The following is a 15,952-nucleotide window of genomic DNA, read 5'->3' on the forward strand; positions in this document are numbered from 1 at the left end:
ACCTCGTTACTGATAGCCAATAGCAACCGCAACCAGCATAAAGATACTGGCCAGGGCAAACAGCCACAGTTGTAATTTCCAGACGAATTTCAGCCAGATAGTCCAGTCTACCCGAACCACGCCCAGGCAGCCGATTAGTGCGGCAGATGTAGGAATAATGCAGTTAGTCAGGCCATCGCCCAGCTGAAAAGCCAGCACCGCAATTTGCCGGCTTAAGCCGACCATATCCGCCAGCGGCGCGATTAGCGGCATAGTGAGCGCGGCCTGGCCGGAGCCGGAGGCGACGAAAAAGTTAAATACCGATTGAATAACCAGCATTAACCAGGCAGATAAATAGGCAGGTAAGTCACCCAGTGCCTGGCCGGAGTAGTACAGCAGTGTGTTTAACACTGACGGGGTTTCCGGATTGTCACCACCGAGCAGCAATACAATGCCTTTGGCCATACCGACTATCAATGCAGCTGGCAGTAACTCAGCAGCACCTTGCTTAAAACCGTCTGCTGCCTCGTTTACCCGGAGCCTTTTACCCATTACCGCAATGATGGCGATAACAATACCAATGGTAAAAAACTGGCTGGCAATTTCAGGAATATAGTACTGGCGGGCGGTAACCCCCCAGATTATCCAGACTAAACCGGCAAAAAACGCCAGTAAAATCATACTATCGATTGTACTGTAGCTATTTACTGCTTGCTGCTGTTGCTGGCTTCGTAACTTCTGATCGCTTTCGAAGCTAAGAGAGCTTTCTGGCTCGCGCTTAATTCTTGCGGCGTAGCGCATGGTAAAAATAACCCCGAACAGGGTAAATACCAGCCACATGACTAAGCGCAGATCAGCGCCAGATAACAACGGGATCTCGGCAATGCCCTGAGCAATAGCGACATTAAACGGGTTCATCCAGCTGGTGGCAAAACCTATCTGGGTAGCAATGTAAGTGACCAGCACGGTGGTAATCGCATCGTAGCCCAGCGCCAGCATCAGCGGCAGCAGCACGATACAAAAGGCAATAGCCTCTTCGCCCATGCCAAAAATGGCACCACCTAACGAGAACAACACAAACAGCAAAGGAATAAATACAAATTCCAGCCGTTTGGTTTTTTCAATTAACGCCAGAATGCCATTATGGATGGCACCGGTTTTCATAATGATGCCAAAGGCACCCCCGGTAAGCAGGATAAAGGCGATAACGCCGACTGCCGATCCCCACTTATTCCCTGACACCATGCCTTCAAAGGCATAGTTTAAAAAGCCGACACCGCCGCCTTCCGCAAACAGCGGCACGCCGGCACTGCTGTCGGTGGCCAGAGTAAAGCTGGCAGGGTCAATCCGGCTTTTGGTTTTAACTGCACTGTCAGTTTCCGCTGCTACTTCAATAATATCGAAAGAGCCTGCCGGAATAAGGTGCGATGCTAATGCTGCCAGTACCATCACAAAAAACAGGATGACAAAGGCGTCCGGCATCGACACCGGTTGTTTTATTTGGTTAGCCATAGTGTAAGCCTTGTAATAGCTATCTGTAATTAACGGGCGGGAGCGTTATATTCTCCCGCCCGCCTCTTTGCTAATTAAAAGAAATAGCTAAAGGATACACGATAGTTGCGGCCAAAGGCGTTGTGGTTTATTGAGTCGAAGCCACGGCTGCTGCCATACACGGCTGGTGGGTCACGGTCCAGCAGGTTATCAACAGTGAAGTTCAGCGAGGCATGCTCAAAGTCATAACCAATATTAGCTCGCAGGGTGGTCCATGATGAGACATCACGATTGCCGTCTGCATCAATCAGCCCTAACTCATCCAGTTCATCCAGATTGCGGCTACGCAGCCGCGCAGTATCATCCTGATATGACGAGGTATAAAGTGCAGTCAGGCCAAGGTAAAGCGCTTCACCACTCCATGAAATGCGGGCACTACCGATATTTTCCGGGTAACGGAAGGTACCAATTAATGCTTCTACTTCATCCGAGCCTGCTTTATTGCGATCAAACTCCAGATAATGAGTCCAGTCAATGTCCAGACCTAAGCGGCCACCGGCCAAATCCAGAGTGTGGCTGAAGCTGGCGTCAATACCCCTGACATCCTGACGGCCAACGTTGTCAAGCTGGATAACGTGGTCACGGAATAATGGTAATTCAGCAAAACGCGGATCATCATACTCAACCCAGGCATCGAGAATTTCCGCCATATTGGCACCTTCATCCTCAACCGTACGCCCTGCCAGATCGGTAACATCACACAATGCCGGATCATAAGAGATCCCAAGCTCACCATCAGGCACCAGACCACAATGACGGACACTGGCGTCGGTTGCTGTGCGGGCCAGCATGGCTGTCATGTCGGTATCAACCAACTTTTTATGTTCAAACTGCCAGTAATCAACTGTCAGGGTGGTGTCCTGGGTTGGGCTCCAGCCAAAGCCAACACTAACAGACTCTGAGGTTTCAGCTTGCAGGGCGGCGTTACCCAGTTCCAGTACATTCGGGGTGCTGGTGAAACCGGCGCCTTCACAATAAAGATCTGACACAGTCTGATTAGCACTGCAGTCAAAAGTGGCAGTAGTGGTTCTGAGTTTTACACCTGCCTGAGTTAACGAAGGTGCCCGGAACGAGGTTGCCCAGGAGCCACGCACAACCAGGCTGTCAATTGGCCGCCAGGTAATACCCACTTTAGGGTTAAAGGTGCTGCCAAAGTCGTCATAGTGATCATACCGACCTGCCAGTTGCAGCTCGACAGTATCAGTTAGCGGGGCATAAATTTCAGCAAAAGCAGCCATCTGGGTGCGGTCGGCGGCAGACAAACTCGAGCCAAAACCAAACACATCGACCAGGTAGCCATTAGCGGCACTGGCCTGGGCATTAGCAGACGGAGTATCGGTAATTTCCTCTTTGCGCAGCTCCAGACCAAAAGCCGAACGCACCAGCTGACCATTAAATTCAAATAAGTCGCCGCTGAAGCGGGCATCCCAACCATAAACCGTGCTGACGCCATCGCGGGTCGGTACTTCCTGCGCCAGAGCTAACAGTGCCTCATTGGCGGCGTCATTGGCTAAAAATGGGTTGTAAGTACCGGCCAGACCAGCGCCGCTGCTACAATTTAAGGTATCGGTATCGCTGTTGTAACTGGCAACGCTGCCATCCTGACATAGCTCGCCGGCAATTGCGGCGTGATATTTATAACGGTTATAAATGCCGGCAATAGCCTTTTGTTCTGACTCTGAACGGGAAAGTAATACTGCTGTTTCCCAGTCCCAGTTTTCTGTACTGCCGGCAATACTGCTGACCAGCCGGAAAGAATCGCTGGTAACTTCTACTGTTCTGGGGGTATTAAAGCGGGCATCAAACCGGAAACCCCATAACCGCTGACCTGCTTCGCTGGTAAACGGGTCGATATATATCTGATCTAATAAACTATCCCGAACGGCATCAGGGAATACATCAAGCGCCGTTTCCTGCACCCATGGGCCTTCTTCATCACTTATCTGGTTAATAGGTGCCGGGCTGGACGATGAAACCGACGAGGTATGACTATAGAAGAAGTCGGTATTCCAGATCAGATTGTTGCTGAATTCTTTGCGGAAGTTAAAACCGGCTGAGCCGCTTTCAAACGGGGTTTCCAGTACATCGTCCTGATTAGCATAGTAAGCGCAGATCTCTTCGCCCAGTTCGGTGGTCACCAGCTCTGTGGTGCAGCCCGGACTGGCTATTTCGTTACCATCTACTGCTGACCAGTAATAAATATTTGGCACACCCTTTGGTAAATAAGAGTAATTGCTTACCAGATTAGGTTCACGGGTAAATTCACGGTCCTGGGCAGTGTAGCCTTTACGATCATATATATCGGCAAACAGGGTTAAATTACCGCCAGCCAGTTCGGTGCCTAGCACTATGTTGGCATTTACCCGGCCGTCGTCCGATGATGCGGTACTGTTACCATACGATAAATTAAGTTCTGCGCCTTCATAATCATCTTTCAGAATATAGTTAATTACCCCGGCTACAGCATCAGCGCCATAAATTGCCGAGGCGCCGGTCGCCAGTACTTCTATCCGCTCAATGGCTGCCAGCGGAATACTGTTTACATCAACAAAGTTCTGAGTGCCTGCCGCAAAAGAAGATGCTGCCACCCGCCGGCCATTCACCAGGGTTAAGGTTGACGAAGGGCCCAGACCCCGCAACGACGCTGCGGCCTGGCCGGCTGGGGTAGAGGTTGATGTCGCGCCACTTTCAGAGGTAGAAAAAGTGCCACTACCACCACGCACCTGACCTAAGTCTTTCAGCAGGTCATATACTGAACTGGCACCGGAGTTTTTAATATCGTCAGCTGAAATAACCACTAACGGTTGGGTGCCTTCCAGATCAACGCCTTTGATCCGTGAGCCGGTTACTTCAATTCGTTCGACTTTCTGTTCTTCTTTGGCCGTTTCCTGTTGTGCATAGCTAAAAGGAGACGCGAGTAAGCTGCCAGCAATAGCCAGCGCCAGCGGGGTTAATTTACGCATAGTTACACCTGTGTTTTTCAGGCATGCGATCAGCTAAAGATCAGCAATGCCTGTTATTTGCTTTATTTTTGCTTTAATGGGTTTGTTCAAACAGAGAACCTCAGGTCAACCGCAGTTGCCTGATAGGTGTCTATTCGTTAAACCACTCGGAAAGGTAGTAGGACGAATAGTGATATGAGCCGAGCATTAGTGCTTTCTTTAACATATCGCTACTTTAAACCGTGAATAATTAATCACCGTGAATTATCAGATAAAACTTTTTTACCGTTGGCTGTGCGTTAAAACAGCGCCAAAAGTAATCTTATTTCTACTTCTAATTGGCAAAGATGTCAATACAGGATAATCTACAACCACTAAATATGGGGTTAGCGCCTGGCGCATTATCAGTAGTCTGCAGGCAGTGACTGCCTGAAAAACAATAAGAAAGAGCCGATGAAAAAAATAACTGCTTGTTTATCAGCCATTTTAGTGGCAATGCCGGTTTTTACTCTTAGTGCCAATGATGAAAATAAAACCATGCCTGAGTACTCAATGTTACTAATGGGTGGTGGACTGGCTACCTGTAGTTCAATGAGCACCCGGCATTGTTCGAATGAAGAGGTGTTTTCTGCTGCGGCCAAAAAACATAGCTTATTTCAGTTAAGTCCTGAACATTTGCAGGCAATTAACAGCTCAGGGTTCTGGTCTGAAGACCGGATTATTGAACAGCAGCAAACATTAGCTGTGCTGGAGTTTTTGCGCGGACAGCTTGCAAACGAGCCTGTTTCTGAACGCGAGTTGCTCAGATTATGGCGTGGTGCTGAAATTGAAGTTGATGGTATTTGGGTGTCAGGCAGGAATGTCTATGCAGGCTTAAGCAGCCGCGAGCTTAATTTTGTGCTCGACCAGCTGGAAGTGCCGGTAATGGTGAGTAAAGACGCAAATCGCAGCAACCCACGCAGCCGGGAATATGCCGATTTAGCTAACACCAAAAATAATTTTACCGTTGAGCTGTATCAAAAGTTTGTTGCAATGGCGCAACAGGTAGCGGGGGATAAGCGCAAACCACGCATTCTGGTGGTTACCGCATCATCACGCGATCCGTTTGCTGCAGTCGATTTTTATACTAATTTATTTGCCGAAGCCGGAGCAGATGTCAGCTGGCTGCCAATCAGCGCTGCCTATCAGGCTGCGTGGCAAAGTGGTGATAAAAACAGCTGTGAAGATTTGGATAAACATCTTGCCGAGCAGCATGGTAGTTATCAGCGGCAACGGGTATACCCTGATTTGATGGCACAGAAAACCGAGTTTTGTAAAGCTGGCAGCAAAGCTGCAGTTGCCCAAATCCGTCGTTCTGATGGCATATTCTTTAATGGCGGCGATCAAAGCTTAACCCTGCAAGCACTGCGGCTAGCTGATGGTTCAGCATCGGCGGAATTGCAGCAGATAGAACGGATGCTTGAAGCTGGCCAGATTGTGGTTGCCGGCACCAGTGCCGGTACTGCCGTAATGTCAGGTGGCAGCTATAATGGTCAGCGCACGCCGATGATTAGCAACGGCGATAGTTACAGTGCTATGCAGTTTGGTGCTTTTGATTTGCCTGCGCCGGCAGTCGGTTGTGATAAAGATCAAAGCTGCAGCAATGGCCTTGCAGAAAACCATCTGACTTACAGCGGCACTGGCGGCCTTGGTTTATTTAGCTGGGGCGTGCTGGATACCCATTTTTCAGAGCGGGGCCGCCAGGGCCGTTTAATCCGGTTACTGCATGACACGCAAAGTCGCTATGGTTTTGGTGTTGACGAAAATACCGGCTTGCTGGTCGGCTTTGGTCAGGGTGCTGAAGCGCCGGCAGTAAAAATGGCGGTACTGGGCGAAGCCGGCGTATACGTAGTGGATATGAATAGTGCCAACAGTAGTGGAGAGGGTAGCGCGTTAAATCTGCGAAATGTTGTTACCCATTACCTGACCCGGGGCGATGAAATGGAAATAATCGCTAATCAGCTACGCAGCCGCTTCGCCAACTGGAAGTTTGCGCCGAATAATCTGTCACAGCCGCTGCTGACCTCCGGTGATATATTTGAACGGGATAACTACAAGCAGCTAAGCCATCTGTTGTGTATGACACAGGCCAGGCAAGCAGAAGGACGTGCCGTAAAAGTAGGGCAGGGCTATGCAGTTGCGGTATATAAAGATCACAGCTCTTACACTCGTCAGGGCAGTTTCAGACAGCAGGGCGAAGAAATAGCTTATTGTTCATATCGGAACATGATGGTTGACCTGCAACCTGCAAATTAGGGTGAAGTTAGCTGAAAACCAGGTAAAGGGTAGCGCATAATGCAAAGTCCGGTGCACCCAAAGGTTAAAGCTTTTGCTGCATTGATTAAACGCCTGGGCAAATTACGCCTGGGCCTGTTGTTATGGCTTAGTTTGCTGGCTGTGTTGGTGCTGGTGCATTACACCTACGCCGCATTGTTTGCGGTTGAGGTTGACTGGTCAATGCTACGGGCGCAACTTATTCTGACAATGCTGGCCAGCCCTCTGGTTATTCTCTGTATTTTTTATCTGGTGCTGCACCTTGATGCGGCCTTACTTTACCTGAAAGACTCTGCGCATCAGGAACGCCTGCTTAATCAGAATATGCAGGACAGTATCCGCCAGCTGAATTTCGAGATAGAAGAACGGAAAAAAGCTTTTCAGGCAAAACGGCGTGCTGTTGATGAGCTTCGTAAAGAAATCTCAGAGCGTAAAAAAACCCAGCTGGAACTGGAAGAGCAAAGTTTGCTGATCCGTTCAATTGTTGATAGCTCGCCTGACTTATTTTATTACCGCGATGAAAACGGCCACCTGGCCAGCTGTAATAAAATGTTTGAAATTATTATGGGTAAGCCAGCGCAGGAGCTGATTGGCTATCACCCTGCAGAACTTTACACTGAAGACAGTGCTCAGGCTGCTATTTTAACAGAATATAAAGCTGCTGCTGAACATACTGAATTAACCCTGGATGTTGAGTTTGTGAAACCGGATGGCCAGTTGCTTTGGTTCGAAATGCGTAAAGTACCTTTCTATGACGGTCAGGGGCGTTATATCGGATTACTTGGTTTTGGGCGGGATATTACCTCGCGCAAACTGGCAGAGCAGGCGCTTGAAAAAGCCTATCAGGACAAAGGTAAGTTTATTGCTACCTTAAGCCACGAACTGCGAACCCCGCTTAACGGTATCGTTGGTCTAAGCCGCCGGTTACTCGACAGTGAGTTAGGGCCTGAGCAGCATAGCTGGGCCAATACTATTTTCAGCAGTGCTGAGACGCTTGGCAATATTTTTAACGATATTATCGACCTGGATAAAATTGACCGTCAGGACTTAGATATCGTCTTCCAAAGTATCCATATCCAGAGCTTTTTAAATGATATCGCAAACTTTGCTGAACTGATTTGTCAGCAAAAAGGCTTGAGTTTTGAGATGAACAGCCAGGGCGATTTAGATTGTTATCTGAAGCTGGATGCAACCCGCCTGCGTCAGGTATTGTGGAATTTATTAAATAACGCGGTGAAATTTACTGCTCAGGGTCAGATATCACTCGAGTGTCAGTTGAGTAGGACTGAGGCCGGCGCAGCCAGCTTACTGTTTAAAGTGCATGATACCGGTATAGGTATTGCCAGTGCTGAACAGGAACGTATTTTTGATATGTACTATAAATCTACCGACGGGCGCCGGTTAAGTATAGTGGGTTCAGGTATAGGCCTGTCGGTGTCGCGGGCTCTGGTTGAAGCCATGGGCGGCAAAATCTCCCTGACCAGTGAGCCAGGCCAGGGTAGTTGTTTCAGCGTTGAACTGCCCACCGAGCAAGCTGAGGCGCCAATTGTCAGTACAATAAGCTGCCCTGAGCTTACAGTGCTGTTGATTGAAGACGTGCCACTGAATGCGGAAATAGCAACCGCGCTGCTTGAGCAGCGGGGACATACGGTGATCCACGCCGAGACCGGAGAAGATGCCATTGCGCTGCTGGAAACGGAAGACGATATTGATTTGGTATTGCTGGATATGCAGTTACCGGATATGAGCGGTGATCAGATTGCCCGTTATATGCGAACTGAAAGCCATTTACAGACAATTCCGATAGTGGTGCTAAGTGCCAACGTCAGAAAAGCCGAACAACAACTGACAGATGTTCAGGTTGATGGTGCCCTGGCAAAGCCTGTTAACACCAATAAGTTGGATCAGATGCTGGCCCGGTTATTTTCGCCAAGTGCGTTAAAACTGCAACAACCAAGCCCGGTGAAGCCTGCCAGTGGGGAAGACCAGATCCTTGACGTGGCAACGTTGCAGGACTACATGCAATCACTTGGGCCTGATGCGATGAAGCGTAGTGCCCAGTTATTTGCCCAGTTACTGCCTGGTTACATTAACAAGATGATTGAAGCAGCAGTGCAGCAGCACCCCGACGATTTTAAAGAGTCGGCCCACAAGCTGAAAGGCGCCGCTGCGTCGGTTGGCTTATTGTGGGTGCAACAGAAGGCTAAAAAGTTTGAGCAGGAAACCATGGCCTGGCAAGGTATTGAACGACAACTGGTGGACTTTCACTTAAAAGCAGAGCAGCACCTGGCTGCTCTGTATGACTTTATCGAAGCAAATTAACAACCCGATGTTCCGGGTTGTTCAAAACGTGTTATTTGTCTATCTTGCCAACGAAACGGTAACCTTCACCGTGAATGGTGCTGATTAATTCCGGGCTGTCTATATCAGATTCAAAATGCTTACGAATGCGGCGGATGGTTACGTCAACTGTCCGGTCATTTGGCCGCAGCTCACGGCCAGTCATATGGCGGATTAACTGCTCACGGGTGAAAATTTTACCCGGGGTGTCCAGCATTAAACGCAGTGCACGATATTCACCTTTTGGTAAGCGACGCGCCATACCCTTCGGTGATGTCAGATTACGGCTGTTTTCATCCAGGGTCCAACCATTAAACTTAACAATGCTTTTATGCTCTTCCACTACCGGTTGGGCGACAGTGCGGCCCAGCAGGTTGCGGGCGCGGATAGTGAGTTCACGAGGATTGAATGGCTTGGTAAGATAATCATCAGCACCAATTTCCAGACCCAGGATCCTGTCCACTTCACTGTCACGACCGGTTAAGAAAATTAAACCGATGTTTTCTTTCTGACGCAGCTCACGGGCCAGAATAAGACCATTTTTACCAGGTAAGTTAATGTCCATGACCACCAGGTTTACCGGGTTTTGTTCCAGCTTCTGATACATCTCTTCGCCGTTAACTGCTTCGATGACATCATAGCCTTCACCCTGGAACAGATTAACCAGATTGAGTCTGGTAACTTCTTCATCTTCAACAATCAGAATCACAGGTGTTTGCATTAGAGTTAAACCTTATGTGTTTTTTGTGAACAGTATAGCTTACTAATTACTATAGTTGCTGTGGACATGTCAAATACTGGCGCAATTATAGCGGGCCGGCCAATTGTTAACAAGATTTTTGTTAACAATTGGCTCTTATACATTAGTGAAGGCTAATAATTTAATTAAAAAGCTAACTAAAACAATTGGATATATCGCAATTATTTTTTGTGGCTGTTGTTTATCACCGGGAAGTCGATTAGTACCTTTACCCCAAAGCCAAGGGTACTTTCAAAGCTGATTTTACCATTTAACGCCTGCGTAACCAGATTATAAACCAGGTGTAAGCCCAGGCCACTGCCACCTTCACCCCGTTTAGTGGTAACAAAGGGGTCGAAAATCCGTTTTTTAATATTTTCAGGTACGCCGCTGCCATTATCGCTGTAGCAAAGCTGACAACGGGTGCCACTTATGCTGACTGAAATATCAATTTCGCCCTGTTCAATATTATCGAAAGCATGGATCAGGCTGTTCATTATCAGATTAATCAGTATCTGATTAATTGGCCCGGGCTTACTTTCAATAATTAAGTCAGGAGGGCACTCCACCAGCAGCTGATGACGGGTTTTCTTCAGATTAGGGCGAAGTGACAACAGCACTTCGTTAATAAGCTGAGACATATTAAAACTGCGCTGACTGTCATTTGACTGGTCGACTGCCACCTGTTTAAAGCTGCTGATTAAACTGGCCGCCCGTTCCAGATTGCGATAAATAATGCCAAGATTTTCTTTGCTTTCATTTAAGAAGCGTCCCAGTTGCGACGAGGTGAGTTTTTTGTCATTAAATGCCCGCTCAATTCCGGTCAGCTTATCCTGCAGCAAAGTAGAAGCGGTTACTCCAAGACCAATCGGGGTGTTTACCTCATGAGCAACCCCTGCCACCATTTGTCCCAGACTGGCCATCTTTTCAGTTTCAACGATCTGGTTCTGATACTGATGCAGCGTGGCGAGAGTGTTGAGTAATTCCTGGTTAGATGATTTTAACGCTTCCGTCCGTTCATTTACCTTTTGCTCCATGCCCTGATAGAGTTCACGGATTTCCGTTTCGGTTTGTTGCTGCTTGATAATCTGACGCTCTATTTTATCAAGCATAGTATTAAGTGCCTTGCCAAAAACAGTAAATTCTTCAATGCTGTTTTGTGGTGCCCGTAAGTGGTAATCTTTGTCTTTTGCGACTCTTTGCACCAGCTGCAGTAATTGATTAATCGGTGCAGTAAACCGCTGTTCCAGCTTGCGGGTAAGCAGATAGGCGACAATTAAGGCACAAACAATAATAAATAAATCGATTAAAATCCGGTTTTGAATATAACGTTGTAGTTCCTGCTGGCTGGCTCTGATAAAGACATAGCCGGCAATGTTACCGTCCAGTCTGATCTCCTGACTTAATTCAATATAGTTATCACTTAAGTATGGTTCGGTAAACGCGGCAACCTTTTCTAGTTGTGCCGGATATGGGCCAACTCCGCGTGCATTATATATTGAGTACAGCACTAACTTGCCGGTGGATTGTTGCAAACGATAAATATGAATGTTGTGGAACATCGGAACTGCTTCGAATGAGCGAAGCCGGCTTTCTTCAGTATGAGCAAAATCGTTATAGATATTTTCCCGCTCATCGGCAAAACCTGCTCCTGTTTGCTCGATGGTTTTCTCTGCTTCGGCAAAACTGGCCCTGGCATTAAAAGCGATGATGCTGGCGTAACTTTTAAGCTCATTAACTAACGATGTTCGCTGCTGTTTAATGTCCTGGATAGTTGAAGCAAGCATAGAGACGCAGATAGTCAGGCTGCAAATTGTCATTACACCTATAAACAGCGCACTTCGGATGGTTGTGGTTTTTGAGCTGGTGTTGACTACTGCTTTCATGCATTGCTCACTTTTAGCTGACATTGCTGCAACTGTTCCAGATTAAGTATTGATGTTATGCAGTTAATGGTGTTTTAGCAAACCTGTTTGGTGTTTTTCTGGCACACAGTTATAGTTACTCTGGTCAATTGAAGTGAGTGTTACAGATGTCATTATGGGATGCTTACAAAGACAGTGTGTTTATCTGTCGGCAACGTCTGGCACGTCAACTCGACTTCGCCATTATCAGTGCTCAGAACCCGGCTGGTGAATTACAAAATCCGCATGTGAATTTATGCCTGGACAAGCGATTTGAAGGGCTGTTGCAACAGGCGAGAATTCCGTTTCGCTCAGTGACCGGGGCATCGGCAGATTTACGTTTTCAGGAAAAAAGCTGGATAGTTTTCTGTGATAAAGCATTTGCATTAAAGCTGGGGCGTGACTTACAGCAAAATGCTATTTACTGGGTTGAACAAAACAAATTGTATCTGGTTCCGGTGCTGTTTCAGCAGTCTGAAGAGTATCTGGGGCTATTTGACAGCAGGGTTATTTTACTGGCTGATTAACGCTGATGCCGCAAAATAGCAAGGATCACTGCTAAATCATCACCATACTCAGCTTCGAACTGTCGCCTTGTCATATTTTGCTCAATTTTTTGCTGCTCATTATCCGGCTGGTAGAGTAATGGCTGAAAGTCAGTAACACAGATGCAAAGCAATTGTGTTGTATTGTGCGATGGCAGTTTGTCGGCCCGGTATAACAAGTGTGGACAAGCTTTAACCCGGTTTTTTTGCTGAATGCATTGCTGAGGAACTGCGGCCTGTACCGGTATTATCAGGGTAAAGATAGCTATAGCACCCGCTAAAACCAGCATGATTGACCGCAATTTCATTACATTACCTTTTTATTGCCTGATAAATAACAAAACCGTTAGCTTTTGCCAGAACCGCAACTTTTCCGAAAGTATGCTCCAGCAATGTCTGATAAGCCAGATGAGTATTTGCAACCAGGGTCAGACTGCCACCAGAGTTAAGCCGGGCTTTACTCTGACTGATAAACGCTTCACTGATACTATAGTCGGTTTTAATGCCGGTATGAAACGGCGGATTACTAACAATATGATCAAATGTAGTCGGCTGGGCCGGCAGCCCATCAGCATTGACGACAGTGCCTTGCAGGTTATTGGCTTGCAATGTCTGCTCAGTAGCTGCTGTTGCCAGCGCACTGACATCAGAGCAGTACAGGCTGATTTCAGCGTGGTTTTTCTTCAGAAAGGCGCCAATAACCCCACAGCCACAGCCAAAATCCAGAACTGAACCTTTAGTAATATGCTGCAAATGATTTAATAATAATGCGGTACCGGTGTCCAGTTTGCCATGATTAAACACCCCGGCAATTGAACATATGTTTAATGTGGTTTGGCCAATGGTAAATTTATGCTGGCTGAAAACGGGCTTAGTTAAATCAGTCAATGAGCCACTGAGGCAATACCATAGGCAGTGTTTAGCATTATCAAGTTTATGCGCCTGGAGCCCAAGCTTACCGGCGTGACTACCCAGGCTTTTGATCCCCCCTTTATTGTCACCAACCAGATAAATCTGGCTGCTGTTTTTTAATGCCGGGGCAATGGCGGCCAGACTCAAGCTGAGCTGCTCTTTACTTTTCGGGTAATAAATAACAACGGTATCGAATTGCTGCTCAAAGTTAGGTAGCGCACTGAAATAGCAGGTTACGTCAGACAATTGCCACTGTTCAGCCGTTGCCGCATTGGTGGTATAACAGCAAAGCGCTGCGGCAGCTGGCAGTTCTGGCAGCAGATTACGGGCCAGTCCATCTGCCGGTGGCTCCACAATTAAAATAGTGCCGGTTAAATCTGCGATGTTACGCAGCAGCATCTGGCTGGTATTAGCTAGCATCAGCTTATCCTTTTAAACATAAGGTCCCAGACACCGTGGCCGAGCCGCTGTCCGCGCTGTTCAAATTTGGTTAGTGGCCGGTGTGCCGGGCGCTCAACGTAGTCTGCCGACGCAGACTCATTCTGAAAACCCGGAGCAGCCTGCATGACTTCCAGCATATGCTCTGCATAATTTTGCCAGTCTGTTGCCATATGAAATACACCGCCAATCTTTAGCTTCTTGCGTAGCAGCTGGACAAATTCCGGCTGGACAATACGCCGCTTATGGTGGCGCTTTTTATGCCATGGATCCGGAAAAAACAACTGAACAGTATCAAGGCTCTCGTCAGCGATACTGTCATTTAATACTTCAACCGCATCATGTTCAAATAACCGTAAGTTACTCAGGCCAGCTGCTGCAGCATCACCAAGGCAGGCGCCGACGCCGGGTTTATGTACCTCAATGCCGATAAAGTCTTTATCAGGGGCATTTTTAGCCATTTCAACCAGAGACTTCCCCATCCCAAAGCCAATTTCCAGTACTACAGGCGCACTGCGGCCAAAAACTGTGGCCAGATCCAGTGAACTACTCTGATAATTCAGGCCTAATACCGGCCAGTGATTATCAAGCGCATTTTGCTGACCTTTGGTAAGCCGGCCTTCACGCAGCACAAATGAGCGGATTTTGCGCATGTAAGGTACATTTTGGCCGCTGTCTGCTGAAGTTTGCTGTGGTTCAGGTTGCGCTGATTCAGATTGCCCTGATTCTGGTTGCACGGGGGTGTTGCTCATTATTGGCTCCGGAATAAAACTGCGGCGCATATTATGCGGATATTAGCGGCTAAGCTCAACCGACGTTTTGCGTTGGCATTCTGCTGCAAGCTGCTTATACTGCGCAGCAATTGACAAAGTAGTGAAATAGCCATTGTAAAAGCTAGTGAAACAGGAGAGGAAGGCAGTTGCAAAAAGATATTGCTAATTGGTTTTCAGAGCAGCTGCTTAGCTGGTATCAATTGCATGGCCGTAAAACCCTGCCGTGGCAGATTAACAAAAGCCCTTACAAAACCTGGCTTAGTGAGGTGATGTTACAACAAACCCAGGTTGCCACTGCTATTCCGTATTTTGAGAAGTTTACCAGGCGCTTTCCCGATGTAACCAGTCTGGCCGCAGCCTCGCAGGACGAGGTGCTGCATCTGTGGACCGGGCTGGGGTACTATGCACGGGCCCGCAATTTACATAAAGCCGCGCAAATTATCGCTGCTGAACACAATGGTAAGTTTCCGGTTGAGTTTGAGCAGGTGCTGGCGTTACCCGGCATTGGCCGCTCTACTGCCGGGGCCATTTTGTCACTGGCACTGGGCCAGCATTACCCCATTTTAGATGGCAACTGCAAACGGGTACTTAGTCGTTTTGCTGCCATTGCCGGCTGGCCCGGCAACAAAAAGGTGGAGCAGCAGCTATGGCAGCTGGCAGAGCAGGTTACTCCGGCTGGCCCGGACGTCACTGCATTTAATCAGGCGATGATGGACCTGGGCGCAACACTTTGCAGCCGCAGTAAGCCCCGCTGTGCAGAGTGTCCGCTCAAGTTAAATTGCCGGGCTGCGCTGGCGGGGGATCAAAGCCTTTATCCCGGTAAAAAGTCCACTAAAACCCTACCTGAAAAGCACAGTTACTGGTTAATGCTGCAACATCAGCAGCAGGTGTTGCTGCAACAGCGGCCGGCCAGTGGCTTATGGGGAGGATTATACGGTTTTATTGAATTTAGCAGTGAGCAGCTACGCACAGATTATATAGCGCTAAATCAGCTGCAGGTTAGCTCCAGCCTTGATATGCCAGCCTTTCGCCATACCTTCAGCCATTTTCATTTATGGATAACACCGCAACTGGTACAGATTAAAACGTTACCTGACAGTGTGCAGGAGCAAAGCAACGCACAATGGTTTACAATAGCGCAATTACCGCAGGTGGGGCTGTCCGCACCCGCTAAAATCCTGCTACAGCAACTGCAGGCGTTACAGCCCACTGAATAAGGAGTAATTTTTATGAGCAGAACGGTTTTCTGTCAGTATTTACAAAAAGAAGCACCAGGCCTGGATTTTCAACTTTATCCGGGGGAGCTGGGCAGTAAAATATTTGACTCGATCAGCAAAGAAGCCTGGAGTAAGTGGCAGGCGAAGCAAATTATGCTGATTAACGAGAAAAAACTGAATATGATGAATCCTGAACACCGGCAATTTCTGGAGCAGCAAATGGAAGCCTTTTTATTTCAGGGCCAGGATATTGAAATCGAAGGCTATAAGCCGCCAGCCAGCTAATTATTGAGTAAAGT

The 15,952-nt window shown here is 47.8% G+C and carries 12 protein-coding genes; 5 read left to right on the top strand and 7 right to left on the bottom strand.

The genetic code is table 11. The features are described from left to right. Nucleotides 1-6: 6 nt before the first annotated feature. Together yfcC and KQY15_RS11135 are read right to left on the bottom strand one after the other, a co-directional pair. The gene (gene yfcC / locus KQY15_RS11130; protein ID WP_217669269.1) at nucleotides 7-1,491 is read right to left on the bottom strand and encodes a putative basic amino acid antiporter YfcC; all 1,485 of its coding nucleotides are present in this window, start codon (nucleotides 1,489-1,491) and stop codon (nucleotides 7-9) included. Between the two features lie 74 nt (nucleotides 1,492-1,565). After that, nucleotides 1,566-4,493, bottom strand: coding sequence for a TonB-dependent receptor domain-containing protein (locus tag KQY15_RS11135; protein WP_217669270.1), 2,928 nt, complete (start codon nucleotides 4,491-4,493; stop codon nucleotides 1,566-1,568). Nucleotides 4,494-4,925: 432 nt separating this feature from the next. On the opposite strand from KQY15_RS11135, the gene KQY15_RS11140 reads away from it, so the two are divergent. Both KQY15_RS11140 and KQY15_RS11145 read left to right on the top strand, forming a co-directional pair. After that, a complete protein-coding gene (locus KQY15_RS11140; RefSeq protein ID WP_217669271.1) occupies nucleotides 4,926-6,767 on the top strand; it encodes a cyanophycinase in 1,842 nt (613 codons plus the stop codon). Nucleotides 6,768-6,806: 39 nt separating this feature from the next. After that, on the top strand, nucleotides 6,807-9,107 hold the full coding sequence (locus KQY15_RS11145) for an ATP-binding protein (protein WP_217669272.1): 2,301 nt from the start codon (nucleotides 6,807-6,809) through the stop codon (nucleotides 9,105-9,107). A 31-nt stretch (nucleotides 9,108-9,138) separates the two neighbouring features. Here KQY15_RS11145 and arcA read toward each other — a convergent pair whose 3' ends face one another. Both arcA and KQY15_RS11155 read right to left on the bottom strand, forming a co-directional pair. After that, nucleotides 9,139-9,846 carry a two-component system response regulator ArcA gene (gene arcA / locus KQY15_RS11150; protein WP_019676687.1) on the bottom strand — a complete coding sequence of 236 codons (708 nt, stop codon included), beginning with the start codon at nucleotides 9,844-9,846 and terminating at the stop codon, nucleotides 9,139-9,141. Nucleotides 9,847-10,046: 200 nt separating this feature from the next. After that, nucleotides 10,047-11,774 carry a sensor histidine kinase gene (locus KQY15_RS11155; protein WP_254795645.1) on the bottom strand — a complete coding sequence of 576 codons (1,728 nt, stop codon included), beginning with the start codon at nucleotides 11,772-11,774 and terminating at the stop codon, nucleotides 10,047-10,049. Between the two features lie 122 nt (nucleotides 11,775-11,896). Here KQY15_RS11155 and KQY15_RS11160 point away from each other — a divergent pair, with 122 nt between their 5' ends. Next, nucleotides 11,897-12,295 (top strand): DUF3293 domain-containing protein, encoded by a 399-nt coding sequence (locus KQY15_RS11160; protein ID WP_217669273.1) that lies wholly within the window; start codon nucleotides 11,897-11,899, stop codon nucleotides 12,293-12,295. Here KQY15_RS11160 and KQY15_RS11165 read toward each other — a convergent pair. The 3 genes from KQY15_RS11165 to trmB are packed head-to-tail and all read right to left on the bottom strand — an operon-like array spanning nucleotide 12,292 to nucleotide 14,415. After that, a complete protein-coding gene (locus KQY15_RS11165) occupies nucleotides 12,292-12,621 on the bottom strand; it encodes a hypothetical protein (RefSeq protein ID WP_217669274.1) in 330 nt (109 codons plus the stop codon). The genes KQY15_RS11160 and KQY15_RS11165 overlap by 4 nt on opposite strands. A gap of 4 nt (nucleotides 12,622-12,625) precedes the next feature. Continuing rightward, nucleotides 12,626-13,645 (bottom strand): class I SAM-dependent methyltransferase, encoded by a 1,020-nt coding sequence (locus tag KQY15_RS11170; RefSeq protein WP_217669275.1) that lies wholly within the window; start codon nucleotides 13,643-13,645, stop codon nucleotides 12,626-12,628. Continuing rightward, nucleotides 13,645-14,415, bottom strand: coding sequence for a tRNA (guanosine(46)-N7)-methyltransferase TrmB (gene trmB, locus KQY15_RS11175; protein WP_372449317.1), 771 nt, complete (start codon nucleotides 14,413-14,415; stop codon nucleotides 13,645-13,647). The genes KQY15_RS11170 and trmB overlap by 1 nt, the downstream gene beginning before the upstream one ends. A 167-nt stretch (nucleotides 14,416-14,582) precedes the next feature. On the opposite strand from trmB, the gene mutY reads away from it, so the two are divergent. Both mutY and KQY15_RS11185 read left to right on the top strand, forming a co-directional pair. Further along, nucleotides 14,583-15,653 carry an A/G-specific adenine glycosylase gene (mutY, locus tag KQY15_RS11180; protein ID WP_217669276.1) on the top strand — a complete coding sequence of 357 codons (1,071 nt, stop codon included), beginning with the start codon at nucleotides 14,583-14,585 and terminating at the stop codon, nucleotides 15,651-15,653. A gap of 12 nt (nucleotides 15,654-15,665) precedes the next feature. Next, the gene (locus KQY15_RS11185; protein ID WP_217669277.1) at nucleotides 15,666-15,938 is read left to right on the top strand and encodes an oxidative damage protection protein; all 273 of its coding nucleotides are present in this window, start codon (nucleotides 15,666-15,668) and stop codon (nucleotides 15,936-15,938) included. Nucleotides 15,939-15,952 lie beyond the last annotated feature (14 nt).

Source organism: Arsukibacterium indicum, assembly GCF_019100565.1.
Classification (GTDB): domain Bacteria; phylum Pseudomonadota; class Gammaproteobacteria; order Enterobacterales; family Alteromonadaceae; genus Alishewanella; species Alishewanella indicum.